This is a genomic window from Streptomyces sp. NPDC093018 (assembly GCF_040684035.1).
Lineage (GTDB): Bacteria > Actinomycetota > Actinomycetes > Streptomycetales > Streptomycetaceae > Streptomyces > Streptomyces murinus.
This window is the reverse complement of record NZ_JBFBFF010000011.1, coordinates 143776-157809: the sequence shown is the minus strand read 5'-3', so window position 1 is coordinate 157809 and position 14034 is coordinate 143776. Positions and strand designations below refer to the sequence as shown.

Below are 14034 nucleotides of genomic sequence, written 5' to 3'. Positions count from 1 at the left end.
CCGCCGGTGCGATCCGGACACGATCGTGGCAACGCGGTCTGACCGGGCGCTGACGGGCCGCTTACGATCCGGCCCGCCGCACCTGGACCGCCCACCGCGGTCACACCGGCTGCAGCGCCGTCGGGGCCAGGTGGTCGCCGGTGAGCGCCGGATCGTGCGAGAGGATCGCCAGCTCCACCTTGCGCAGCGCGGGCGACGGCTGGATCCCCAGTTCCTCGTCCAGCCTGCGGCGCATCCGGCGGAACACATCGAGCGCGTCGGCCTGCCGGCCCGAGCAGTACAGGGCGACCATCAGCTGCTCGCAGAAGCGCTCGCGCAGCGAATGGTTGGTGTGTGCCTCGGCCAGCTCCGCGAGCACCGACGCATGCCTGCCCAGCCGCAGTTCGGCGTCGAAGCGCAGTTCCATCGCGCGCATCCGGTACTCCTCGTACCGCGCCCCCGCGAGCTGGCACATGGTGCCGCCGGGGAAGCCGCCGAACACCGGGCCCCGCCACAGCGCGAGGGCCTCGCCGAGCATCCGGGCGGTGCGCTCCGGGTCCTTGGGCCCGGCCGACTCGGCCTGCCGTACGGCCCGTACGAACTCCGCCGCGTCCAACTCGCCCTCACCGACGCCGAGTCGGTAGCCGGCCGGATGGATGGTCACCCGGGAGGCGGGGCGGTCCGGCTCCAACGCGCGCAGCCTGCGCCGCAGTCGGCTGATGTGCGCCTGGAGGGCGTTGGCCCGGTGGTCGGGCAGGCTCTCGCCCCACATCTCCTCCGCCAGGCTCTCCCCGGACACCGGCCGGCCCTCGCTGACCAGCAGGGTCTGCACCAGAGTGCGCTGGAGATCGCCGCACACATCCGCCTCACCGGCGGCGGTGCGTATCTCCAGCGCTCCGAGAACGGAGAACCTCAGCATATCTTTCCCCCTAGATGACAATTCCTCGCCGACGGTGTTTCCGGAGTGGTGCTGCCGTGAAAGAAAGAATGGCCGAACGCGCCATGCCCCGGCGGGCCTCGACCTGTACCGCGGCCCGCCGGGGCATTATTTCCGCCGGGACGGGGGGCGGCCGGCGGCTTCTGGGTGGTGCCGAATGCATGGGCAGACGCCTGATATTTCCCGCCGCCCGGGGCGGGAAGCGCGTCCAGCCATGGTTCCGGCCGTGGCGTAGAGGCCAGGATGCGAACTTGCGGCTCCGGATTCCGGCGCCGTTCACGTCAACCACATTGGCAGTAACGGCTGACGGAATGCTGACGCGGTTCTGACACAGGTAAATGAATGCCCAACTGCTCTTTTCCAGGGCAACGTTACGGTGCTGTACTCCCTTTGACGGAAAACGCTCCCGAAAGGGGTAAGGGAATGACCGCGATCACCACCGAGACCGGTACAGACAGTCTGATTCTCGACGCGATACGAGCCCACACCACGAGCGAGAACCCGAGTTCCTTCCTCGCGCTCAACAGCGGAAACAGTGTCTTCACCGTCCCGGGCGTGGACGGTGTCGTCGTCTACCGCCGCACCGGCCGCTGGGCCGTGCAGTTCGGCGGGCCGTTCGCGGCCGAGGGCGACTACGACACGCTGCTGGACGCCTTCCGGACCTACGTCCGGGACGAGGGTCTGAGCCTGGTCGGGGTGCAGCTCCAGCGGGCCGACGCCGAGCGGTACGCGGCGCGCGGCTGCGTCGTCAACCAGATCGGCGCCTCCTGGGCGGTCAGCCTGGCGGACTTCACGCTGCGCGGCACCAAGTTCATGCAGCTGCGCAACAAGATCTCCCGCGCGCTGCGCAACGGCCTCCAGATCCAGGAGGTCGACGCGGCCGAGGTCGCCGACCACATCGCCGTGATCGACAAGGCGTGGCTCGGCTCCAAGGGCGGCGCGCAGCAGCTGGAGTTCCTGGTCGGCCAGATCGGCGGGCCCGCCCAGGCCCAGCGCCGGCTGTTCAGCGGCACCATCGACGGCGAGCCGGTCGCCTACATCTCGTACTCGCCGGTCTACGGCAGCCGGGCCGGCTGGATGCACGACCTCAGCCGGCGCATCCCCGAGGGCTCGCCCGGCCTGATGGAGGCCATCAACGCGCACGCCATCGAGATCTTCCGCGCCGAGGGCGTCGAGTGGCTGCACTTCGGCTTCACGCCGTTCACCGGGCTCGACGCCGGAAACGAACTGGAGGGCCACAGCCCGGGGTTCCAGTGGCTGATGCACGCCCTGTGGGCCGAGGGCGCGGCGCTGTACCCGGCGCAGACCCAGCTGTCGTACAAGCAGAAGTGGGCGCCCGACCTGCTGATCCCCGAGTACGTCGCCTTCGACGGACCCCAGGCCTCGCTGCCCGGCTTCGCGCACATCTTCCGCGCCTGCAAGGCGTTCTGACACCCGCCCCGCCCCATCCCGCAGCGACAGGAGACGATGAAATGAGCCAGTCCACCGAGGACCTCTCGCATGCCGTGGTCGAGCAGCTGATGGCCGTCATCGGCGCCCCCGACGACGCCCAGGTCGCCGAGACCGCGGACGCCGCGGTGCGCGCCCTGGACGACCGCCTGCGCGCCGAGGCGACCGCCTGAGTGGCCGCACGGGCGGCCCGGGTACCGGCCGTCGGGGCGACCTTGGCCCGATCAGACCGGTATCAGTGCCACATCAGTGGTGCACGGAACGCTGGACGTACGTTCGCCCGGTGGTCCGGGTCCGGGAGTGCCGCACTGCACTCCCGTCGCCCGGGTCCGCCGGGCGGGCCACAGCCCGCGGCGGTGACGCCACGCGGGAGCTGAAGTCGACTCGCGGCGCCCGTAGGTCCGCAGGTCCGCGGGGCCCCGGCGCCGCCGCCCGCTATCGGGCACTTTCTCCCAAGGAGAGCAACGCATGCAGCGTCCGCACATACAGGAAGCCGTGGCCGCGGCCGCACCGGGCGGCGAACGCACCGGCGCGTCGGCCACCTTCGCCGAACTGCTCAAGCGGGTCAAGGCCGAGGGTCTCCTCGATCTGGACCCGCGCTACTACGTGGGCAAGCTCGCCCTCAACACCGCCCTGCTGGCCGTCGGGTTCGTCGCGTTCTTCGAACTGGGCAACACCTGGTGGCAGTTGCTCACCGCGGTGTGGATGGGCCTGTGCGGCGGCCAGTCGGCGTTCATGTGGCACGACGCCGGCCACAAGGCCATGTTCCGCAGCAAGAAGGCCGCCTCCGCCGTCGGTTACGTGCACGCCAACCTGGTCAACGGAGTCAGCTACGGCTGGTGGGTCAACCACCACAACCGGCACCACTCCAACCCGAACCACCTCGACATGGACCCGGACATCGGCCGGCGTACCGCCATCTTCGACATCAAGCAGTACCCCACCCGCAAGGGCACCCAGAAGCTCGTGGTGCGCTATCAGAGCGTGATGTTCTTCGTGCTGCTGGTCCTTGAGGGCTTCAAGATGCTGAAGACCGCGGTGGTGTCCATCACCGGTGGCAAGACCAAGCGCCCCCTGCTGGAGACCTCCCTCATCCTGCTGCGCGCCGCCGTCTACCTCACCTGCGTCTTCACCTTCCTGTCCCCGGGCCTCGCGGTCGCCTTCATCGTCGTCCAGCACGCCGCCCTGGGCGTGTACTTCGGCATGATCTTCGCCCCGAACCACAAGGGCATGCAGGTCCGCGACGGCGAGGAGGAGACCCTGGACTGGCTGCAGCGCCAGGTGCTCACCTCCCGCAACATCCGCCCCAGCCTGTTCATCGACTTCCTGTACGGCGGCCTCAACTACCAGGTCGAGCACCATCTGTTCCCGGCCATGCCGCAGAAGAGCCTGCCCCGCGCCCGCGAACTGACCATGGAGTACTGCGCCGAACGCGGCGTGCCGTACCACGAGGTCGGCTTCTGGCGCTCGTACCGCGAGGTCGCCTCCTTCCTCCACAAGGTCAGCGCGCCGGTGCGGCGCGGTGACGTCGACGAGCAGATCCGCCGCCAGGCCGTGGAAGCGGCCTGATCGTCCAACCCTCCTTGACCATCCCCGACTTACCCCCACACCTGGCCCCCGGGCCGCACGCCCGGGTCCGCCGGTGACCCGGGCGGTTCCTTCCCCAGAAGCACAGCGAAAGCGTGCGACAGCAGTTTTCAAGGAGCCAGCCCCATGTCCCAGACCACCGCCGCGGCCGGCGGTCGCACCGCTCCCGTCCCGATCGGCGCCCGCCTGGACCGCATGCCGATCACTCCCCTGCATCGAAGACTCACCGCGGTCATCGGTGTCGGACTGTTCTTCGACACCTTCGAGAACAATCTCTCCGGCACCATCGGCAAGGTGCTGCAGAGCGACTTCGGCTTCGGCACGACCTCGCTCAAACTCGTCCTGGCCTCCGCGTTCGTCGGCCAGTTCATCGGATCCCTGACGCTCGGTCGGATCGCGGACCGGTTCGGCCGGCGTCGGGCCTTCCTGATCAACCTGGCGATCTACTCGGCCTGTTCGCTGCTCGGCGCCTTCGCGCCCAACGCGGCCTGGCTGATCGTCACCCGCTTCCTCGCCGGTCTCGGCATCGGCGCCGAACAGGCCCTGTCCGACTGCTATCTGGCGGATGTGCTGCCCGCCTCCAAGCGCGGCCGGTTCATCGCCTGGGCCTACACCCTCGCCTTCTGCGGGGTGCCCGCGGTCGGCTTCGCCGCCCTGTGGCTGGTGCCGCTGTCCCCGCTCGGGGTGGCCGGCTGGCGCTGGCTGTTCGTGCTCGGCGCCCTCGGCTCCGCCGCCGTCTGGGTGCTGCGCAGGCAGCTGATCGAGTCCCCGCGCTGGCTCGCCGCCGCCGGCCGCACCGAGGAGGCCGACCGGCTGGTCGCCCGCCTGGAGGCCGAGGCGGCCGGAGCGGGCCTGCCCCTGGAGCCGCCCGCCCCGCAGCAGGACACCGAGGCCCCCGCGCGGGAGACCCGGCTGCGCGACATCTTCCGGCCCGGACTGCTGCGCCGCACCCTCGTGCTGTGGGTGTTCTGCGTCCTGTCCGTCGTCGGCTACTACGGCTTCGGCACCCTCGCCCCGCAGATCGTCGCCGCCAAGGGCTACGGCGTCGTCGCCGGGCTCGGCTTCACCGCGCTGTCCTTCCTCGGCTACCCGGTGGGCTCCGCGCTCGTCCTGCCGATCGTGGACCGCATGGAGCGCCGCACTCTCGTCGCCCTGTCGGCCGGTGCGATGGTGGTCGCAGGACTCGGCTTCGCCTACGCCGGGTCCGCGGAACTCATCGTGCTGTGCGGCTTCGCCTACACCCTGTTCAGCAACGTCTTCTCCAGCGTCTCGCACGTCTATCTCTCCGAGCAGTACCCGACCGAGATCCGGGCCACCGCCGCGGGCGCCGCGTACTCGCTGTCCAAACTCAGCGCCGGCGCCCTGCCGTTCGCGCTGCTGCCGGTCCTCGACGCGCACGGTCCCGGCGCGCTGTTCGCCGTCATCGCCGCCGCCATGGCCGTCCTCGCCGTCACCGTGCTGTCTCTCGGCGAGCGCACCACCGGTGTGTCCCTGAAGTGAACAACCCCTATTGATCAAGGAGTTGAGCATGGCCTACGTCATAGGACTGCCCTGCGTCGACATCAAGGACCGCTCCTGCATCGACGAATGCCCCGTGGACTGCATCTACGAGGGCCGCCGCGCCCTGTACATCCATCCGGAGGAATGCGTGGACTGCGGAGCCTGCGAACCGGTGTGCCCGGTCGACGCCATCTACTTCGCGGACGACCTGCCCGAGGAGTGGGGCGACGACCACGCCGCCTCCAACGCCGACTTCTTCACCGCCCTCGGCTCGCCCGGCGGCGGCAGCGCGGTCGGCCCCCAGGACCATGACTCCCCGCTGGTGAGCGCCCTGCCGAAGAAGGTGTCGGCATGAGCGGCATCCTCGCGGGCAAGCGCATCCTGGTGACCGGCGTGGTCACGGACGCCTCCATCGCCTTCCATGTGGCCAGGATCGCCCAGGAGGAGGGCGCCGAGGTGCTGCTCACCGGGTTCGGGCGGCTCTCCCTCATCGAGCGGTTCGCGGCGAAGCTGCCGAAGCCCGCCCCCGTCATCGAGCTGGACGTCACCGACCAGGACCACCTGGACACCCTGGCCGAGCGGCTCGGCGCGCACACCGACGGCCTCGACGGCGTGGTGCACTCCATCGCCTTCGGCCCCCAGGGCGCCTTCAACTTCCTCGACGGCACCTGGGACGACGTCTCGACCGCCGTGCACGTCTCGGCGTACTCCCTCAAGTCCCTGACCACCGCCTGCCTTCCGCTGCTCAAGCAGCGCGGCGGCTCGGTCGTCGGGCTCACCTTCGACGCGGCCGTGGCCTGGCCGCACTACGACTGGATGGGCGTCGCCAAGGCCGCCCTGGAGTCCACCAGCCGCTATCTCGCCCGCGACCTGGGCGAGTTCGGCATCCGCAGCAACCTGGTGGCGGCGGGCCCGCTGCGCTCCATGGCCGCCAAGTCCATCCCGGGCTTCGGCGAACTGGCCGACGTCTGGACCACCGGGCGGGCCCCGGCCGGCTGGGACCTCACCGACCCGGAGCCGGCCGCGCGCGGCGTCGTCGCCCTGCTCTCGGACTTCTTCCCGCGCACCACCGGCGAGATCGTCCATGTGGACGGCGGGGTGCACATGATGGGCGCCTGACGGCGCGGACACGGGAAGGGGGCGGGTGCCGGAACCGGCACCCGCCCCCTTCCCGTGGTGTCACTCGGTCGTGCCGCCCGGCAGGATCCGCCGGAACCCGGTGTACGGCCGCAGCGCCTTGGGCAGCAGCACCGAACCGTCGTCCTGCACGCCCTGTTCGAGCAGCGCGGCCACCGTCCGGCCGATCGGCAGCGCCGAGCCGTTCAGCGTGGCGGCCGGCGACTTGCGGCCGTCGGCCCGCTTGACCCGGATGTCCGCGCGTCGCGCCTGGAAGGTGCCGCAGTCGGACACCGAGGAGATCTCCCGGAAGGCGTCACCGCCCGGCAGCCACACCTCGATGTCGTACGTCATCCGCGCCGAGAAGCCCATGTCGCCCGCGGGCAACAGCACGGTACGGAAGGACAGTTCGAGTCGGCGCAGACACTCCTCGGCGTGCCCGACCATCAACTCCAGCTGCTCCTGGGCTTCTTCCGGCGCGCAGATCCGCACCAGCTCCACCTTCTCGAACTGGTGCAGCCGCAGCACCCCGCGGGTGTCCCGGCCGTACGCGCCCGCCTCCGCGCGGAAGCAGGGGGTGCGGGCGGTGTAGGCGTACGGCAGCGCCCGCGCGTCCAGCAGCTCGCCGGAGACCAGATTGGTCAGCGGCACCTCCGCGGTCGGGATCAGGAACAGCTCCCGCTCGCCGACCTGGGTGCGGAACAGGTCCTCCTCGAACTTGGGGAGCTGCCCGGTACCGGTCATGGTGTCCCGGGAGACCAGGAACGGCACCGACTGCTCGGTGTAGCCGTGCTCGCGGGTGTGCAGATCGAGGAAGAAGTCGGCGAGGGCCCGCTCCAGGCGGGCCCCGGCGCCGTGCGCCACGCTGAACCGGGCACCGGACAGCTTGGCCGCGGCCGGCGGGTCGAGGATGCCGAGGGTCTCGCCGATCTCCGCGTGGTGCCGGGCACCCTCCGCCGGACGCGGCGCGGGGCCGCCCCGCCGCACCTCCACGGCCTCCTTCTCGGAGTCGCCGTCCGGGACGCTGTCCAGCGGCAGGTTGGGGATGCCGAGCAGCAGCTCGGTCAGGTCCCCCGCGGCCACCCGGGCGAGGCCCTCCGCCTGCTGCACCTCGGCGCGCAGCGCCCGCGCGGCCTCCTTCTCGGCCTCGCTCGGCGGACCCGAACGGCGCGCCTTGGCCGTCCTGTTCAGCTCGGTGCGCAGCCGGGTCACCTCGGCGTTGGCGGCCGAACGGGCGCGCAGCGCACCGCCCACGGCCTCCAGATCGAGGTCGTAACGGCGGCGGGCCAGGCGGCGCTTGGCGTCCTCGCCGGCCTCGATCAGCTCATTGGGATCGTGCATGGCGGTCTCCTGACGGGGTGGGGGAGAGGTCGGGGGTCGCGGGGGCGGCGGTGTGCCGGGTGCCGAGCCGCCGGTAGCGCAGCGGATGGGCGCTGCGCAGCCGGGCCGCGTAGAGGAGCCCGCCGAGCGCGACCAGCGGCAGCAGCCAGGGCAGCGCGGCGATCACCTTCGAGGGCGAGCCGGTGAGCATGTCGAAGTTGCCGACCACCAGCCATACGGAGGTGGCGAGCCCGGCGAAGCCCAGCAGCGGGGCGAGGGTCTCCTTCCACCAGTGCCCGTGCCCGGCGCGCAGCCGCAGCCCGAGCACCGACAGCGCGGCCAGCGCCTGGAGGGTGACGATGCCGAGGGTGCCGAGGCCGAGCATGCTGGTGGTCAGGTCGGCGTACGGGTCCAGGCCCGCCACCGCGAACCCGGCCAGCACCACCGCGGTCACCACGCTCTGCCAGACGCTCGCCCGGTGCGGGGAGCCGTGCCGCTTGTGCTCGGCGGCCAGCGTGCGGGGGAGCAGCCCGTCCTGGGCGAGGACCTGGGCGTAGCGGTTGGCGGCGCTGTGCAGGGCCAGCGTCGCCGCGAACAGGCTGGTGCACAGCAGCACTTGGAGCATGGTGCTGCCCGTCGTGCCGAGGAAGTCGTCGCCGAGCCCGAAGAACAGATCACCCATCTGCTTGCCCGCGACCTCGCGCACCCGGTCCGGGCCGATCGCGCCCACCGCCAGCCAGCTGGTCAGCGCGTAGAACCCGGCGATCAGCGCGGCGGCCGCGTACGTCGCCCGGGGCACGCTGCGCGCCGGGTCGCGCGCCTCCTTGCCGTACAGCGCCGCCGACTCGAACCCGATGAAGGACACGAACGCGAACATCAGCGAGACACCGACGCCGGGGCCCGCGGCGGTGTGCGGGGAGAAGGAGGCGGCGGGCAGCGCGTGCACCCCGTGCCGGACCAGGATCGCCACGTCCAGCGCCGCCAGCACCCCGATCTCGCCCAGCATCAGCAGGGCCAGCACCCGGGCGCTCAGCGCGATCTCCCGGTAGCCGAGCACCGCGGTCAGCACCAGCCCGACCGCCGCGCACCACTCCCAGGACACCGTCAACCCATGGGCGGCCAGCACCAGTTGGGTGAAATAGCCGAGGGCTCCGGCCAGTCCGATGGTCGCGCAGTTGTACGCCAGCAGCGCCATGTATCCGGCCGCGACCGCCGGGGGCCGGCCGAGCCCGTCGGCGACGGAGGCGTAGAACCCGCCGGACCCGCCGGTGCGCCGCGCGCTGACCGCGTACCCGGCCGAGAAGCAGAGCAGCGTCACCCCGGCGAACAGGAACGCCGCCGGTACCCCGGCCCCGTCGCCGAACGCGAACGCGAGCGGGACGGTGCCGACCATCGCGGAGAGCGGGGCCGCGGCGGCGACGATGAGAAACAGGATGTGCGCGGTACCGAGCCGCCCCGACGCGGGCGGCGAACCACTGGTGGTGGACATGGGTGCTCCAGATATGGGGAGTGGGGTGGGGACGTGGGGGGTGACGTCAAGGCCAACAGCCGCCCGCGGAACGTGCTCAGCGGACGGCTGTTGTGACTCGGGGCGGACGCTCAGGCGGGCGCGATCGCCAGAGCGGTGTTCTGCCCGCCGAACCCGAGGGAATTGCTCAGCGCCAGATCGATCGGCATCTCGGTCAGGGTCTGCGCCAGCTTGATCTCCATCCGGGCGTCCGGCATGACCAAGTTGGCCGTGGGCGGGATGATTTCGTGCTCGACACTGAGCACGGTGAACGCGGCCTCGACCGCTCCCGCCGCACCCAGCAGATGCCCGGTGACACCCTTCGTGGACGTCACCACCGGATCGCCGCGCAGCGTCCGCTGGATCATCCGTGCCTCGGACAGGTCGTTCAGCGGCGTCGACGTACCGTGCGCGTTGACGTGCTGGACGTCGTCGGGGTCGGCCCCCGCGTCGGCGAGCGCCGCGCGGACCGCCGCCTCGATGCCGGCGCCGTCGGGATGCGGCGACGTCATGTGGTGGGCGTCGGCCGTGGCGCCGTACCCGATGATCCGCCCGTGGATGTGCGCACCACGGGCCCGCGCGTCGGCGACGCGCTCCATCACCAGGATCCCGGCCCCCTCACCGGCCACGAACCCGTCGCGGTCGGCGTCGAAGGGGCGGGACGCGGACGACGGGTCGTCGTGCCGCTTGGACAGCGCGCCCATCTGGGCGAACCCGGCCATGACCAGCGGGGTGATCATGGCCTCGCTGCCGCCGGCCAGCACGATGTCGCAGCGGCCGAGCGCCAGCAGGTCCCGGGCGGTGCCGATGGCCGTCGCGCCGGACGCGCACGCGGTGGCCACCACCAGGTTGGGACCGGTCGCCCCGAACTCGATGGCCGTCTGACCGGCCAGCATGTTCGGCAGCTGCATCGGCAGCAGCAGCGGCGACACCCGGTCCGCGCCCTGCTCGCGCAGCACATGGTGCTGTTCCTCGACCGTGCCCGGGCCGCCGTCGGCGCAGCCGAGGACCACGCCCACCCGGGCGCCGTCCCAGGTCTGCGGGTCCAGGCCCGCGTCGGCCACCGCCTCGTGCGCGGCGACAAGCGCGAACTGCACGAACCTGTCGAGCCGGTGGGCCCGGCGCGCGCTCAGCAGACTCTCGGGATCGAAGCCGGGCACCCGGCAGGAGAGTTGTACGGGATTGTCGGCCAGCACCGGATCGAGGGCCGCGGCCGGCCTGCCGTCGCAGACCGCCGCCCAGCTCGGTCCGACCCCGATCCCTCCGGGGGTGATCAGACCGAGCCCGGTGACGGCGATGTCCATCGCGGCCATCAGACCTTCGCGCTCCGCTCCTCCATCAGCCGGACCATGTCGGCCACGGTCTCGGCTTCCAGGAGGTCGTCGTCGCTGACGTCCAGGTCCAGCTCGGACTTCAGCAGCAGCGACAGCTCCACGACGGCCAGCGAGTCCAGCTCGATGTCCTCCCGGGTGGCCTCGGGGGTGATGGCCTCGGGGGACACCTTGAGCTTGTTGGACAGGATTTCCTTGAGCTGCTCCAGCATGACGATTCCTTTCGAAGGTCTTCTCTGACGATCGGTCAGATGGTCTGGAGTTCGGGCCAGACGACCGTGGCCGCGCCCCAGGAGAGCCCGCCGCCGAACGCGGTGAGCAGCACCCGGTTCCCCGCGGTCAGCCGCCCGTCGGCGGTGGCCTCCGCGAGCAGCAGCGGGATCGAGGCGGCACCGGTGTTGCCGACCCGGGCGATATTGCTGAGCCGCCGCTCCCCGGGAATGTCGAGCCGGTCCGAGACGGCCGCCAGGATCCGGGCGTTGGCCTGGTGCGCCGCGAACCGGTCGACGTCGTCCAGACGCCAGCCGGCCCGCTCGACGGCCTCGGTGGACGCGCTGGTCATCCGCTCCACCGCGTGCCGGTAGGTCTCCCGCCCGAGCATCCGGAAGTAGTGGTCCTCCGGGGCGGCCGGGCGGCCCGCGGAGCGCTGCTTGGAGCCGCCCGCCGGGACCTCGATCAGATGGCTCAGTTCCCCGTCGCTGCCGAGCACCAGCGGCCCGAGCGCGCCGGGTTCGTCCGGCGAGCCGGCCCGCAGCACCACCGCGCCCGCGCCGTCCGCGAAGATCACGGCGGTGGTGCGGTCCTCCGGGTTGATGATCGTGGTGAAGGCGTCGGCGGCGATCAGCAGCACGCTGTCGGCGACCCCGGAGGCGATCAGCCCGGCGGCGGACGCGAGGCCGTACAGGAAGCCGGAGCAGACGGCCGCCACGTCGAAGGCGGGCACCTGGCCGAGCCCGAGCCGCGCGGCCACCTGGGGGGCGGTCGCGGGGCAGGGCTGGTCCGGGGTGGTGGTGGCGAGCACCACCGCGCCGACCTGCTCGTCGCCCGCCGACTTCAGGGCCCTCAGGCCCGCCTCCACCGCGAGGTCGCCGGTGGAGGTGCCGGGGGTGATGTAGAACCGCTCGGCGATGCCGGTACGGGTGCGGATCCACTCGTCGGAGGTGTCGAGGCGCTGCGAGAGGTCCTCGTTGGTGACGATGTTGGGCGGGACGTACGAGCCGATCCCGGTGACGACCGCCGCCCGCCCGGTACTCATGCGCCGGCCTCCGAGGCGAGGACCTCGACGGGCAGGCCCATGTACTTCATACGGACGTCGGCCATCTCGTCGGTCCACTGCTCGGCCATGTCGTAGCGCTGGTCGGCGGTGGTGTCGAGAAGCCGGACGCCCGGCCAGACCTCGTAGTCGCCGATCAGGTCGGCATGCTTGAACATGCCTTCCTGGAACAGCTCTTCGCGGTGGATCACGAACTCCCGGTCCGGCAGCTCGTCCCACAGCTTGACGCCCGAGCGCAGGATCTCCAGGAGCCGGGGGGTGTACTCGGGGTGCTCGATGAGGTGGTCGCGCAGGATGGTGCTGGCCACGGTGAGGTGGCGGATCTCGTCGATGGCGGTGCCGCGGGAGATCTCGCCGGTCGCCGGGGACAGCGGGGTCCACTTGCGCTCGCTGAGCTCGGCGGCGGGGGCGAGGACACCCTCGATGATGATGGCGAACACACCGACGCCGCCGGGGAAGTCGGCCTTGTCGCGGACGATGTCCAGGGTGAAGTCCACCACCGGGTTCAGGACCCGCTTGCGGTAGTCCTGGGTCATGTCCTCGATCTCCTGCAGCAGGGTGCTCTGCGGGACGCCGAGGTCCACCAGGTGCTGACGGAAGACGCGGGCGTGCCGGGCCTCGTCGATCAGCTGGGTGGCGTAGAACTCCATCTCGGGGATGGCGGGCGCGATGGTCACGTAGTGGCCGAGCAGCCGGGTGGCCAGCTCCTCAGAGAGGGCCCGGAAGCCGAACTCCAGGATCAGCGCCTCGCGCAGCGGGCCGGGCGCCTTCAGGAAGTCGGGGGTCAGGGCGTTCGCGTGGTGGCCGGTGGCACCCCGGTCGCGCAGGGTGCCCTGGGCGACGGAGGTGAACCAGTAGGCGAGGTCGCACTCCTCGGGGCCGAGGGTGAGTTCCTTCGCGCCGTCCAGCAGGCCGGGGGCCTTCTCCCAGTCGGCCTCGGGGGCTACGGGTGCGGTCATGATGCGGCGGTCTCCTTCGCCGGACGCAGGGAACCGGCGAACAGCCCGCCGGTGTAGCTCAGCAGCGGCAGGCCCTCGTCCGCGGTGGCCCGGACGACATGGCCGAGCAGCAGCTCGCTGTCGCCCGCGGCGTGCGCGGAGTGGAACCGGCAGACATAGTGGGCGAGGGCGCCCGCGATCAGCGGGGCCTGGGCGTAGCGGTCGGCGGTCCAGGCGAGACCGGCGAAGGACGCGCTGCCGTCGGGCCGCGAGCTGTCCGCGAACCGCCGTGCCACGTCGGCCTGTTCGCCGCCGAGCACATTGATCGCGAACCGGCCCTCGGCGGCGGCGAGCCGGGCGAAGGACGAGCCCGCCCGCAGCACCACCCCGACCAGCAGGGGCGAGCGCGAGACCAGGGTGACGGTGCTCGCGGTGGTGCCGTGCATCCGTTCCTCGGGGCCCGTGGTGAGCACGGACACCGCGGAGGCCAGGTGGTACAGGGCCCGCCGGCGCTCGGCCGGGTCCTGGCGCACCGCCCGGCGCACCGGGGTCGCGGCGGTGGTCATCGTACGGCCTCCGTCTCGCGGACGACGGGACGCGCGGGGACGTGCCCGACCGGCACCGGGTCCATCTCGTGCCCGACCGGCTTGGGGTGCGGCAGCCCCAGGTCGTCCAGGAGGTGGAGGTATCCCTCCTGGCGCACCGGCTCGAAGGGCAGCGCGAAGGACTTCATGAAGTTGCCGAACAGGCCCCGGTCGCCGAAGAGATGGAACGGCAGCACCAGCAGCGCCCACTCCGGCTTGACCAGCAGGCACCACAGCGCGGCGACCGCGCCCTGGGTGATGAGGCTGTGCATGACGTTGTAGAGGACGTAGTACGCCTTGTGGATCGGCTGCCCGCCGCTCTTGCGGAAGGCGATGGCGCCGGGGATGTAGCCGATCAGGTCGATGTACAGGAACAGTCCGAGCGCCGGCAGCCAGCGGATGTCACCGAAGTGGTAGATGATCATCCCGGTGGTGACGGCGAGACCCACCAGGTACTCGGCGCGGTGCAGCGAGTAGGTGCGTGGGGTCTCGAAGGGGTTCGCCTGGTCCATG

At 71.5% G+C, this 14034-nt stretch carries 15 protein-coding genes; 6 read left to right on the top strand and 9 right to left on the bottom strand.

Annotated features, from left to right (window positions below):
• Positions 1-100: 100 nt before the first annotated feature.
• Positions 101-898, bottom strand: coding sequence for an AfsR/SARP family transcriptional regulator (locus AB0N90_RS24305; RefSeq protein WP_361678040.1), 798 nt, complete (start codon positions 896-898; stop codon positions 101-103).
• Positions 899-1339: 441 nt separating this feature from the next.
• Here AB0N90_RS24305 and AB0N90_RS24300 point away from each other — a divergent pair, with 441 nt between their 5' ends.
• From AB0N90_RS24300 to fabI, 6 genes are all read left to right on the top strand, one after another.
• On the top strand, positions 1340-2347 hold the full coding sequence (locus AB0N90_RS24300; RefSeq protein ID WP_361678043.1) for a DUF2156 domain-containing protein: 1008 nt from the start codon (positions 1340-1342) through the stop codon (positions 2345-2347).
• Between the two features lie 41 nt (positions 2348-2388).
• Positions 2389-2538 carry a hypothetical protein gene (locus AB0N90_RS24295; protein WP_164932611.1) on the top strand — a complete coding sequence of 50 codons (150 nt, stop codon included), beginning with the start codon at positions 2389-2391 and terminating at the stop codon, positions 2536-2538.
• Positions 2539-2833: 295 nt separating this feature from the next.
• Positions 2834-3934: an acyl-CoA desaturase gene (locus AB0N90_RS24290; RefSeq protein ID WP_361678046.1), complete on the top strand. Its 1101-nt coding sequence runs from the start codon at positions 2834-2836 to the stop codon at positions 3932-3934.
• Positions 3935-4078: 144 nt separating this feature from the next.
• Entirely contained in the window at positions 4079-5452 is a 1374-nt protein-coding gene (locus tag AB0N90_RS24285) for an MFS transporter (protein ID WP_365199828.1), read from the top strand.
• A 28-nt stretch (positions 5453-5480) separates the two neighbouring features.
• Positions 5481-5807: a ferredoxin gene (gene fdxA, locus AB0N90_RS24280; protein ID WP_037654305.1), complete on the top strand. Its 327-nt coding sequence runs from the start codon at positions 5481-5483 to the stop codon at positions 5805-5807.
• Positions 5804-6571, top strand: a complete 768-nt coding sequence (gene fabI, locus AB0N90_RS24275) for an enoyl-ACP reductase FabI (protein WP_037654306.1) — start codon at positions 5804-5806, stop codon at positions 6569-6571. The genes fdxA and fabI overlap by 4 nt, the downstream gene beginning before the upstream one ends.
• Before the next feature lie 60 nt (positions 6572-6631).
• Here the strand turns inward: fabI and serS are convergent, their stop codons facing one another.
• The 8 genes from serS to AB0N90_RS24235 form a co-directional block, all read right to left on the bottom strand.
• Complete coding sequence (gene serS, locus AB0N90_RS24270; RefSeq protein ID WP_365199824.1) at positions 6632-7909, bottom strand: serine--tRNA ligase; 1278 nt, start codon at positions 7907-7909, stop codon at positions 6632-6634.
• Complete coding sequence (locus AB0N90_RS24265) at positions 7893-9377, bottom strand: APC family permease (protein WP_365199822.1); 1485 nt, start codon at positions 9375-9377, stop codon at positions 7893-7895. Before AB0N90_RS24265 ends, serS begins: the two co-directional genes overlap by 17 nt.
• A gap of 110 nt (positions 9378-9487) precedes the next feature.
• Complete coding sequence (locus tag AB0N90_RS24260) at positions 9488-10708, bottom strand: beta-ketoacyl-[acyl-carrier-protein] synthase family protein (protein WP_361678060.1); 1221 nt, start codon at positions 10706-10708, stop codon at positions 9488-9490.
• The gene (locus AB0N90_RS24255; protein ID WP_010983730.1) at positions 10708-10938 is read right to left on the bottom strand and encodes a phosphopantetheine-binding protein; all 231 of its coding nucleotides are present in this window, start codon (positions 10936-10938) and stop codon (positions 10708-10710) included. The genes AB0N90_RS24260 and AB0N90_RS24255 overlap by 1 nt, the downstream gene beginning before the upstream one ends.
• A gap of 35 nt (positions 10939-10973) precedes the next feature.
• The gene (locus AB0N90_RS24250) at positions 10974-11981 is read right to left on the bottom strand and encodes a beta-ketoacyl-ACP synthase III (protein ID WP_361678063.1); all 1008 of its coding nucleotides are present in this window, start codon (positions 11979-11981) and stop codon (positions 10974-10976) included.
• A complete protein-coding gene (locus AB0N90_RS24245; RefSeq protein ID WP_365199818.1) occupies positions 11978-12958 on the bottom strand; it encodes a VlmB-like protein in 981 nt (326 codons plus the stop codon). Before AB0N90_RS24245 ends, AB0N90_RS24250 begins: the two co-directional genes overlap by 4 nt.
• A complete protein-coding gene (locus AB0N90_RS24240) occupies positions 12955-13503 on the bottom strand; it encodes a flavin reductase family protein (RefSeq protein ID WP_037654314.1) in 549 nt (182 codons plus the stop codon). The genes AB0N90_RS24245 and AB0N90_RS24240 overlap by 4 nt, the downstream gene beginning before the upstream one ends.
• Positions 13500-14033 (bottom strand): hypothetical protein, encoded by a 534-nt coding sequence (locus AB0N90_RS24235; RefSeq protein WP_085567025.1) that lies wholly within the window; start codon positions 14031-14033, stop codon positions 13500-13502. Before AB0N90_RS24235 ends, AB0N90_RS24240 begins: the two co-directional genes overlap by 4 nt.
• Position 14034: the final 1 nt, after the last annotated feature.

Coding starts and splice junctions, on each gene's coding strand:
- AB0N90_RS24305 (WP_361678040.1), bottom strand. CDS start 898: ATGCTGAGGTTCTCCGTTCTCGGAGCGCTGGAGATACGCACCGCCGCC.
- AB0N90_RS24300 (WP_361678043.1), top strand. CDS start 1,340: ATGACCGCGATCACCACCGAGACCGGTACAGACAGTCTGATTCTCGAC.
- AB0N90_RS24295 (WP_164932611.1), top strand. CDS start 2,389: ATGAGCCAGTCCACCGAGGACCTCTCGCATGCCGTGGTCGAGCAGCTG.
- AB0N90_RS24290 (WP_361678046.1), top strand. CDS start 2,834: ATGCAGCGTCCGCACATACAGGAAGCCGTGGCCGCGGCCGCACCGGGC.
- AB0N90_RS24285 (WP_365199828.1), top strand. CDS start 4,079: ATGTCCCAGACCACCGCCGCGGCCGGCGGTCGCACCGCTCCCGTCCCG.
- fdxA (WP_037654305.1), top strand. CDS start 5,481: ATGGCCTACGTCATAGGACTGCCCTGCGTCGACATCAAGGACCGCTCC.
- fabI (WP_037654306.1), top strand. CDS start 5,804: ATGAGCGGCATCCTCGCGGGCAAGCGCATCCTGGTGACCGGCGTGGTC.
- serS (WP_365199824.1), bottom strand. CDS start 7,909: ATGCACGATCCCAATGAGCTGATCGAGGCCGGCGAGGACGCCAAGCGC.
- AB0N90_RS24265 (WP_365199822.1), bottom strand. CDS start 9,377: ATGTCCACCACCAGTGGTTCGCCGCCCGCGTCGGGGCGGCTCGGTACC.
- AB0N90_RS24260 (WP_361678060.1), bottom strand. CDS start 10,708: ATGGCCGCGATGGACATCGCCGTCACCGGGCTCGGTCTGATCACCCCC.
- AB0N90_RS24255 (WP_010983730.1), bottom strand. CDS start 10,938: ATGCTGGAGCAGCTCAAGGAAATCCTGTCCAACAAGCTCAAGGTGTCC.
- AB0N90_RS24250 (WP_361678063.1), bottom strand. CDS start 11,981: ATGAGTACCGGGCGGGCGGCGGTCGTCACCGGGATCGGCTCGTACGTC.
- AB0N90_RS24245 (WP_365199818.1), bottom strand. CDS start 12,958: ATGACCGCACCCGTAGCCCCCGAGGCCGACTGGGAGAAGGCCCCCGGC.
- AB0N90_RS24240 (WP_037654314.1), bottom strand. CDS start 13,503: ATGACCACCGCCGCGACCCCGGTGCGCCGGGCGGTGCGCCAGGACCCG.
- AB0N90_RS24235 (WP_085567025.1), bottom strand. CDS start 14,033: ATGGACCAGGCGAACCCCTTCGAGACCCCACGCACCTACTCGCTGCAC.